At 47.6% G+C, this 10,000-nt stretch carries 7 protein-coding genes and 1 pseudogene; 5 read left to right on the forward strand and 3 right to left on the reverse strand.

The features are described from left to right. Positions 1–791, forward strand: a 791-nt coding sequence (locus LDL40_RS08975; RefSeq protein WP_300994963.1) for a methyl-accepting chemotaxis protein, incomplete at its 5' end; no start/stop codon positions are given. Positions 792–971: 180 nt separating this feature from the next. After that, on the forward strand, positions 972–1,568 hold the full coding sequence (locus LDL40_RS08980; protein WP_300994964.1) for a hypothetical protein: 597 nt from the start codon (positions 972–974) through the stop codon (positions 1,566–1,568). A 12-nt stretch (positions 1,569–1,580) separates the two neighbouring features. On the opposite strand, the gene LDL40_RS08985 is transcribed toward LDL40_RS08980, so the two are convergent. Next, on the reverse strand, positions 1,581–3,452 hold the full coding sequence (locus tag LDL40_RS08985) for a family 43 glycosylhydrolase (RefSeq protein ID WP_300994965.1): 1,872 nt from the start codon (positions 3,450–3,452) through the stop codon (positions 1,581–1,583). A gap of 117 nt (positions 3,453–3,569) precedes the next feature. Next, positions 3,570–4,604: an arabinan endo-1,5-alpha-L-arabinosidase gene (locus LDL40_RS08990; RefSeq protein ID WP_300994967.1), complete on the reverse strand. Its 1,035-nt coding sequence runs from the start codon at positions 4,602–4,604 to the stop codon at positions 3,570–3,572. A 322-nt stretch (positions 4,605–4,926) separates the two neighbouring features. On the opposite strand from LDL40_RS08990, the gene LDL40_RS08995 reads away from it, so the two are divergent. The 3 genes from LDL40_RS08995 to LDL40_RS09005 are packed head-to-tail and all read left to right on the forward strand — an operon-like array spanning position 4,927 to position 9,674. Continuing rightward, the gene (locus LDL40_RS08995) at positions 4,927–6,312 is read left to right on the forward strand and encodes an MFS transporter (RefSeq protein WP_300994968.1); all 1,386 of its coding nucleotides are present in this window, start codon (positions 4,927–4,929) and stop codon (positions 6,310–6,312) included. 30 nt (positions 6,313–6,342) lie between these two features. Beyond that, the gene (locus LDL40_RS09000) at positions 6,343–7,290 is read left to right on the forward strand and encodes a glycoside hydrolase family 43 protein (RefSeq protein WP_300994969.1); all 948 of its coding nucleotides are present in this window, start codon (positions 6,343–6,345) and stop codon (positions 7,288–7,290) included. A 56-nt stretch (positions 7,291–7,346) separates the two neighbouring features. Continuing rightward, positions 7,347–9,674, forward strand: coding sequence for a beta-L-arabinofuranosidase domain-containing protein (locus LDL40_RS09005; protein WP_300994970.1), 2,328 nt, complete (start codon positions 7,347–7,349; stop codon positions 9,672–9,674). Positions 9,675–9,728: 54 nt separating this feature from the next. Here the strand turns inward: LDL40_RS09005 and ubiF are convergent. After that, a pseudogene (gene ubiF, locus LDL40_RS09010) lies at positions 9,729–10,000 on the reverse strand (2-octaprenyl-3-methyl-6-methoxy-1,4-benzoquinol hydroxylase); the annotation flags it as partial.

Consider the following 10,000-nt stretch of genomic DNA (forward strand, 5'->3'; position numbering starts at 1 on the left):
AACTGGCTAAAGGCATGAAAGAACTGGATTGCATGACCAGTCAGCAAAAAAATGATGCCGACACTGTGTCGCAATCTATGGAAGAAATGCAGAGCAGCGTGAAAGACATCAGCCAATCTGCGAATGCTGCATCTGGTAGCGCTAATGATGCCAGCCGCCTTGCTAAGCAAGGATACGAAAAAACTACTTACTCAGTCCAGGCTTCTAAAGATTTGGCCGGTGAGATAGCGCAAACCAGCGCGGTGATTACCGATCTCGCCAAGCAGACTCAGGAAGTGGGCGGTATTTTGAAAAGCATTAATGATATTGCCGATCAAACCAACCTGCTGGCCCTTAACGCCGCCATTGAAGCAGCTCGTGCCGGTGAGCAAGGCAGGGGTTTTGCGGTGGTTGCTGACGAGGTCCGTTTACTGTCTTCCCGAACAGCATCTTCGGTCACAACTATTCGCGACTTATTGGGCAAGCTGACACAAAACGTTGATAGCGCGGTACGACTGATGGATCAGGCGGTTACCAAAGCGAATAACAGTGCAGTACTAACAGCCGAAGCAGGCAGCTCTATCGAACTGATCAATCAGGAAATAGACAAAATTAATATGGTGAATGCTCAAATAGCAACAGCTACAGAGGAACAAACCATGGTTGCCAGTTTGGTGTTGGACAATACCCATCAAATGGCAGATTCGTTTAGCCGGACTATACAGGTACAAAATACCGTCGCTGATATATCGGACCAATTACGTGGACTGGCGCAGGAACTGAATACCGTTTCCTCCAAATTTCGCGAATAAAGACTGCAGAGCTGCATTCGATTAACTCTCCAAAAACAAAACCCAGGGACGGGTGCTGTTTAACTGAAAAAACTGCACGTTCGCCTGTAACAAACTGTTGAATAGCATAAATTATTTATGGATACAGCCTATTACTGCTATCTTATAGCCTCAGTGGCTGTCAGTAAGTGGGGATTGAGTATGCGTGGCTTTTATTTGGTGTTTCTGATGATGTTTAGCGGTGCTTTGCTGGCAGCAGATTTTCAGTTACCTGAACTGGCCCTGGGTACAGAAAAAGCACAGATTAAACCCGAAGTACTAAGCCAAACCAAGGTTCAGTTGTTTGAAGCTGATGCCCAACTGGAGATCCAGTGGGCCGAAGATAAAATTGCCGCACTGCAGCTGACGTTTTACCAGGGTACGGATTTTCAGCTACTGAGGCAAAAAACCAGCCATTTATTGACACAGATAGGTGTACAGTTTGGATCTGTAGTTTGGTTGTATGCAGAGTCTGAAGCTGATGCCGCTTCAGCAAAAACACTGGAGCAGCAATTGGCTTTGCTCGACCAAGTGCTAAAATCTGCCCCTGAAGCCGCAGCCGGATATAAACAAAGCCATTTGGCCAACTCTACTTTTGTGCTTGATTTTCAGCCTAGTCCGCAACCAGACAATAATCGCCTACATCTACAGGTTAGTTACTCTGCAATGACTAATAACTATAGTCTGACGCTGTTTATTGACAACAAAACAGCACCAGAACGAACAGCTTTCGCTATTGTTAATTTAGAGGCTATTTAACATAGCTCAGACTTAATCTGCTGCTCTGAGCTGAAATTGTTGGCATAAACTATCCGCAGATGCCGGAGCCTGCTTCAGGTTCACGTCATCAAACAAGCTACAGCCAGGTACATCAACCCATTGTTTGGTATGTGGTGAAAACAACGACAAAGCGCCGTTTTCCAGAACCTGTAAAGCCCACTGGCTGGATTTAGTCGCACAATCACCGAGTTGTAACTCAGCGCCCACTGCTAATGCATCCTGTTTTACTTGTAAGCAAAGCTGTGGGCTCTGACTGTTTTGAAGTTGAAGGTAACCTGCCTGCCCTGCTTTCCAAATCCATTGCTGACAGTCTTGTTTAGTCCAGCTTTGCTGTGTCACCAAAGCCTGCTTTCCGGCAATGCACTGTTTTGTACTGAACACTTTGCCGCTTTGTCTGCTGCTCAGAACAGTCTTTCCTACTGGCACTAGTAACCAGTCCAGACATAAAGACTTACTTTCTGCGGTACAATTTGAGGCTGCGAGTGGCTTTAGATCTGAAGCATTCAACAACTGGTAGTATCCTTGCGGGCCTGCTTTTAGCTGCCATTGCTGAGATGGCTGATTAACCCAGGCAGAAAGCTGATTGTTTGCAGCCAGGAACACACCTTCAGTTGTAGCCAGCCGGTAACGACCTTGAGTGGTAGGATCTAAAATCCAATGAGCCTGGTCACCACAAAGTTGCGCTGTCATTCCTTGCTTAGAAGGCGTCAGACAGAGCTGATCAGACCTATTCATTAACTGCCATCTCACCCCTTCAGGTACCACAGTCAAAGGGCCATTCTCACCAGAAGGAGCAGTGAGGATTTGCCCCTCAGGCACCGGAGTACCAAAGTCCGGACTGCCATCGGCTTTATAGCGAAAAGGTTGTGCCCTGACCGAACGGGTCGCACTGCAACCATCGGTTTCTTTATTATTACCGTGATAGACCAGCCAGTTTTCTGTGCCGTCCGGTGAGGTAAAAAAGCCATTGTGGCCTGGGCCGAACACGCCATTGCCGCGCTCAAACACGGGCTGCTGTGCTTTAGTCCAGGACTTCGCATCCATGGGATCCTCGCCTGTCAATTCAAGTAATCCCAGCTTGTAATCCGGCGTATCACAAAAACTGGCCGAATAAATGACAAAAGTACGGCCCTGGTGTTTCAGCACTTCCGGGCCTTCATTGACCTTCCGGCCCGATTGCTCCCAGGGTAATGAAGGACGGGATAACACCATGCGTTCGCCCGTTAAAGTCCAGGGATTGGACATTTCACTGATCCAGTTGAGCTGCTCATCCCCCAGCCACTCGGACCAGAGTAAATACAGTTTCCCCTTATGCTCCAGATAGTTACCGTCTATGTTCCAGCTATCTGGCATAGGTGAGCCTTTGTACTGGTAAGGCCCCATAGGATCGTCCCCTGCACTTTCCAGCACCGATAAATGCTGACCGTCCAGGTTTTCCTGCTTGCCTGAGGTGTACAGCATGTACCAGCGTGGTCCATCAGGCCCCTGCAAACGATGAAATTCAAAAGCCCAAAAGTTGCAGCAGCTTTTCGGATTTGTCTCAGACCAGACATGCACCGGGGTAGCTGTAGCTAAACCCGCCAGAGTCGGTGATTTACGCATCACCAGTTGAGAAGTCCAGGTGGTGGTGGTCAGGTAATAATTGCCTTGCCAGTACTCCAGCCAGGGATCGGCACCGTTGGCAAATAATGGATTGGTAAAACTCTGACGTTCTGTCGCTGTTTCGTTCTTAGTGTCAGAGGATGCGGCCACAGTCTGCTGCTGTGGCTTGGGCGAACAAGCCAGCAGCGTACAAAACAGGCAGACAGCCAAAGCCAAACGGTGGCCCGTAAAGCCGGGCAAAGTTTTAGTGTTCAATTTCATAGCTAACCCTGTCTGGTCTGGATACATTATATTTGTATTATAATATGACCATAAGAGTCTAAAACGAAACCCGGAGAAAAACAACAGCTGCTGCAGTCTGCCACCAAAGCTCAGAATTTAGCGAACCAGCTCACTCTGATAACCCAACCAGTCTTTATCATTCACCAAAGGCCAGCCGTTGTTATCCCACTCCAATGCAGTGATCTTCAACTTTTGCAGGCCTTTGTCAGCCATTTCATAGGCATGAAAGACCAAGTAATCTTTGCCATCCATTGCATAAACAGAGTTATGACCTAAACCTGGCCAATCTTTATTGCCTTTTAATAAAACAGAACCGCCGCCCATAGCTAAATCTTTACCATTTTTATCCAGATAAGGTCCGGTCAACTTGGCAGAACGCCCCACCACCATATGGTAAGTACTGTCTTTACCTCGGCAACATTTACCATAAGAAACAAAGAGATAGTAATACTGACCTTTTTTGTAGAGAAAAGGGGCTTCCAGTTCAGCAGGACCAGGGGCGGCGTCATCGACAAAGGCTGGTCGCTCTGCTTTGGCCAGCGTATGCCACTGTTCAGGCTGCGCTATACGAGTCAGGCTTTGATCCAGTTTCACCAATTTCAGCCCACCCCAAAAGGAGCCAAAACTCATCCAGGCCTGGCCTTGTTCGTCCAGTATCACGGCCGGATCTATCGCATTCCATAAATCCCGATGTGGCACAGATTGCAGCACTTTGCCCTGGTCCCGCCACTGATAATTGGGATCTTTAGGATCTAAAGTAGTGTTGACTGTCACCCCTATGGCCGAGGTGTTTTTGCCAAAAGCAGAGATGGAGTAATACAGATAAAACTTGCCCTGATGCTGAATAATATCAGGCGCCCAGATATGACCATCAAAGCCTGGCGATACAGATTTGGCCCAGGCCGGTTCATCCGCAAAAACACGTCCGCCTAAACGCCAGTTTTTCAGATCGCTGGACTGGTAAAACGTAATACCAGGGCCAGTGCTGTATAAAAAATACTGGCCTTTTTCTTTGGCCAGTACAGGGTCATGAATACTGACTTGTTCGGCCTGAAGTTGGTGTAGAAAAAGACAGCAACCACTGAAAAATGACAACTTAAGCAAAGCGAAAAGAGATTTTGGCTTGTCCATACAGCCCATCCTGTTTTAGTTGAATTTGTATTACAAATAGCATAAGTTCAGTTCAGCAAGCAATGACAAGCAGCAACACCACTGCTGCGTATTGGGCTGAACACAGCAGATAAAAACAAAAATAAGCTTTAAAAAACAAATAGATAATTACTAATAAAAGGCAAAAAGACGAAAAGCTTTTCTGGCTTGTCAGCCCAACTCATTAGTAATACTATAAGACCATAAACCAAATAAAATAAGTTTTAGCATCGGGATCCACTGGGGTTTTACCTCAGGCGAGAAAAACTGAGCATAAAACGGACCTAATCCACAGGGGAGTCGAATGGCAGGTTATAAACTATCTGTCATGGAAAAAATTGGCTTTGGCGCCGGCGATATGGCCGTCAATGTCGTGATTTCTTCCATGATGTTGATCATCACTTTTTTTTACACCGATATTTTTGGCTTAAAAGCCGCAGACGTTGCCATTTTATTCCTGGTGGTGCGACTGATTGACGCAGTGACAGACCCCTTGATGGGCATGCTCACCGATAAATTCACCACCCGCTGGGGACGCTACCGGCATTATTTCCTGTTTATGGCCATCCCTTTTGGTATCTCGGTATTTTTGACCTTCTCTACACCAGATCTGGATTACAACGGTAAGTTGGTGTGGGCCTATGCCACTTACATCTTCGTTACCCTGATGTTTACCGCTGTCACTATCCCCTATATTTCCATTATTGGCGTGTTAACCGACTGCCCTAAGGAGCGTTTATCCGCCAATGGCTACCGTTTATTTTTCGCCAAAATCGCCGCCTTTTTAGTCACCATCATAGTGCCGGTATTAGCAGCTCAGTGGGGCGAAGGTCAGCTAGCCGCTGGCTATCAGGCGGCTATGGGTTTGATGGGCGCTATGGCCAGCTTATTGTTTTTATTTTGCTTTTTTAATACCACTGAGCGTTTACAGCATCAGGTAGAAACCAAAGCTTTTTTCAGTCAGCTCAAACTTTTACTAAAAAATGATCAGTGGCTGATTTTATGTGCGGTTTGTGTCACTGGCACTATTGGTTATGTCATTCGTGGCTCAGTGGCTGCTTATTACGCCAAGTATTATCTGGGGGGTGACGCCACTATGCTATCCGCCTTCTTATCGACCGGCGTGGTCGCCGCTATTCTGGCCATGGTGGCGTCCACCTGGATCACTAAGCATCATTGCAAAGTAAAACTGTTCCGTACAAGTCAGATTGTAGTCGCTGTGCTAAGTGTGCTGCTGTTTGTACTGGTGAAACCCGGTGATATCTGGCTGGCTTTTGTGTTGTATTTCTTATTGTCTTTTGTGGTGGATTTGCATGCGCCTGTGTTCTGGTCAGCCATAGCCGAAGCTGTGGATTATGGTGAACACAAAACAGGCCAGCGTGTTTCAGGTTTAGCTTTTGGTGGTATTTCCTTTTGCCAGAAAGCAGGCATGGGCATAGCGGGTTTTGTGGTGGGTAGCTTACTAACCTTTTTTGATTATCAACCCGATCAGGTGCAAAGCGAATTCAGCTTATTGGGTATAGCGCTGATGTTATCGGTGATCCCAGGCTTTTTCCATTTGCTGATGGGCCTTTTGATGTACAAATACAAAATTACCGACAACTTTTACCAGGACATGGTGGCAGGCCAAATCGAGCCGCCAAAGCCTGAGCAGGCCACAGCTAAAGTGCAGCTGGCCAATGCCAAATAAATTTTTTACGAATAACGCAGCGGAGTTTTTATGCGACTGTTAACGCCTTTAATTGAGCAGCGGGCCGACCCCTGCATTTATCGCCATAGCGATGGATATTATTATTTTACCGCCTCAGTGCCGGCCTATGACAGAGTCGAGTTACGCCGTGCCCGTACTATCGAAGAACTGCCGCAGGCAACTCCCATCACGGCCTGGCTAAAGCCAGATACAGGGCCTTATAGCGAGCTTATTTGGGCACCGGAAATTCATTTCCGTCAGGGAGCCTGGTATATCTACTTTGCCGCAGCACCCAGCCGTGAGATTAAAAACAAGCTGTTTCAACACCGTATGTATGTAATTTGCTGCAAAGACGCCAACCCTATTGCAGGGCAATGGCAGTTTTTAGGTCAGATAGATACCGGCATCGATACCTTTTGCCTCGATGCAACCACCTTTGAACACCAAGGCCAGCTGTATTATTTATGGGCGCAAAAAGATAATCAGATTGAAGGCAACAGCAATTTATATATCGCCACTATGGACACACCGGACAAAATCAGCAGCCAGCCTGTGCTGTTGAGTAAACCTGAATTTGACTGGGAGATTCGTGGTTTTTGGGTCAATGAAGGCCCCAGTGTGTTGATTCGTCACGGCAAAGTATTTATCAGTTACTCCGCCAGCGCTACAGATGAAAACTATGCCATGGGGCTATTGTGGGCCAATGAAAAGGCCAACCTGATGGACCCACAAAGCTGGCATAAGCTAAAAGAGCCAGTGCTGCAAAGCTGCTTTGAGCACAAAGTCTATGGCCCTGGCCATAACAGCTTTACGGTATCCGCCGACGGAAAAACTGACTTACTGGTGTATCACGCCCGCACTTATACCGAAATAGTGGGCGACCCACTCTGGGATCCAAACCGCCATACCTATGTCAAAGCCCTGCGTTGGGACGACAATGGCATGCCGGTCTTTGGCCGCCCTTCTCTACAGGAATAAGCTCAGCAGTCATGACAGGGTCAGAGCCTTGGCTCTGCCCCCAAGGATATAAAGCCATGCGACTATTATTTTCCCTGTTTTTGGCCACCAGTTTCTACGTGCACGCTGTTACCTTGCCAACTGTGCCACTCAAAGAAGTGCGCTTAGCCGACGGCCCCTTTTTACATTCAGAGCAAACCAATCTGAAGTACTTGCTGGCGCTGGATGCAGATAAATTACTGGCACCACTGCGTCGTGAAGCAGGCATTGCGCATCAGGCTGAGTCTTATGGCAACTGGGAAAATACAGGTTTAGATGGGCATATGCTGGGTCACTACTTAAGTGCTCTGGCTTTTATGTTTAGCGCTACTGCCGATGAACAGGTCAAAAAGCGACTGGATTATCTGCTCACTGAACTGGAGAAGATCCAGCAGGCGCAGCAAGGTTATTTAGGCGGCGTGCCCGGCAGTAAGGCCTTATGGCAACAAATTCAGCAAGGCCAGATTGAAGCCGATTTATTTAGCCTGAATCAACACTGGGTGCCTTTTTACAATATTCATAAGACCTTCGCAGGCTTACGGGATATCTACCAGCAAACCGGCGATCAGCGCGCCAAAACCCTGTTGCTCAATTATGGCAACTGGCTGAAAAATCTGGTGAAAAATTTATCATCGCAACAAATCCAGCAAATACTGCTGACCGAACATGGTGGCATGAACGAAGTGCTGGCTGATATGGCTGTTATTTTTGATGACAATAGCTATATGGCATTGGCCAAAGATTTTACCGAATTACGTGTTCTGCAGCCGCTGCTAAAAGGCGAAGACAAGCTGACTGGCCTGCATGCCAATACTCAAATTCCTAAAGTGGTGGGTATAGCCCGTATTGCCGAATTGTCCGGCGATCAACACTGGCTCAAAGCGGCTGAATATTTCTGGTCTTTGGTGGTAGAGCAACGCACTGTGGCTATAGGCGGCAATAGCGTGCGCGAGCATTTCCATCCCAAAGACGACTTCAACCCTATGCTGAATGAAGTCGAAGGGCCGGAAACCTGCAACACCTACAATATGCTGAAACTCTCTATGCTGTTGTACCGCCAGACCGGCCAGAGCAAATACCTCGATTATTATGAGCGGGGTTTGTGGAACCATATTTTGGCTAGCCAACATCCGGAGCATGGCGGTTTTGTTTATTTTACTTCGATGCGGCCGCAACATTACCGGGTTTATTCCAAAGTGGATCAAGGCATGTGGTGTTGTGTTGGCTCTGGTATAGAAAGCCACAGTAAACATGGCGAATTTATTTACAGCCTGGATAACAACGCTTTGCAAGTGAATTTGTGGATAGCCTCCAGCATAAACACTCCTCAAATAAAACTGCAGCAGCGGACCTTATTCCCGGATGAAGCCAGCACTGAATTGCTGTTTGATGCAGCAAGCGAACTGAACCTGCAGCTGCGTTATCCGTCCTGGGCTGGTGCCGTGAACGTCTGGCGTAACGGCAAAGCCGTACAGGTAACGGCCAAAGCCGGTGAACATATTCTGCTGGCGGGCCCATGGCAACAAGGGGACAGAGTAAAACTTGAGCTGCAGATGGCGTTGAGTCTGGAGCCTATGCCAGCCACAGCTGATTATTTTGCCGTTTTGTACGGCCCTGTAGTGCTGGCCAGTCGCAGCACACCTTTTAAAAACGAACAGTTAAACTTTGTTGCGGATGACAGCCGGATGGGTCATATCGCTTCAGGCCCAAGCTGCCCGGTGTCTGCTGCCCCCCTTTATATTGGCGAGCCAAAAAACTTCCTTGCCAGTGTAAAACGCCTGTCCAATCAAGCTTTGGGCTTCAGTACAGGCCAGGGCTTTATGCAAGGTCAGCCAGAGCTTATTCCTTTTTTCCGACTACACGACAGCAGATACCAAATCTACTTTCAGCACACCAGCCTGGAAGGTTGGCAACAACAAAAGCAGGCTCAGGAACAGCAAGACAAAGCCGCAGCATTACTGGAGCAACAAACGCTGGATAAAGTCTATCCTGGCGAGCAGCAGCCTGAGTCGGATCATTTTTATTTGGGTGAACAAAGCGAAGCTGGTATCAATTTAGGCCGACACTGGCGGCACAGTACAAGCTGGTTTAGTTATCAGTTAAGTCACAAGGGCAAGCAAAACCTGACTTTAAGGCTGGAATATTTTGGTCTGGATACTGGTCGAGCCTTTGAGATCTGGCTGGATGATCACAAGCTCACCGATGTGGAGCTAAAAGATGGCCGGGGACCGAACTGGTATCAGGTTGATTACCCAATCCCTAATGAGCTGCTGCCGAAAAATGCAGATCATTTCAGGATCAAATTTGTCGCCAAGCCCGGCAGCATAGCAGGTGGACTTTATCAGCTGCGTTTGCTGAAAAAATAAAAATGGGGTCAGATCACATTAGTTACGCATAACTAATGTGATCTGACCCCAATTTCAGTTGATACCCACCGCATAACGGCTGACCCAGTGTTTGAGCGGGCCAGCCTTTTCTGCTACTGCTAAACCGAGCTGACGTAAAAAACGCACAGGAGGCAGGCTGCTGCTAAAGCTTTGATAAAACAGATCCATAGCCGACATCATCAGCGCATTTTCACGCTGACGTGTGTTTTGGTACTGCAGTAATAACTCAGGATCTGCAAAATCCTTGCCTTGCGCAAAAGCCTGTTCCAGCAGCTCAGACAAAAGCATGGCATCGGCAAAACCTA

Source organism: Rheinheimera sp. (assembly GCF_020217005.1).
GTDB lineage: Bacteria > Pseudomonadota > Gammaproteobacteria > Enterobacterales > Alteromonadaceae > Pararheinheimera.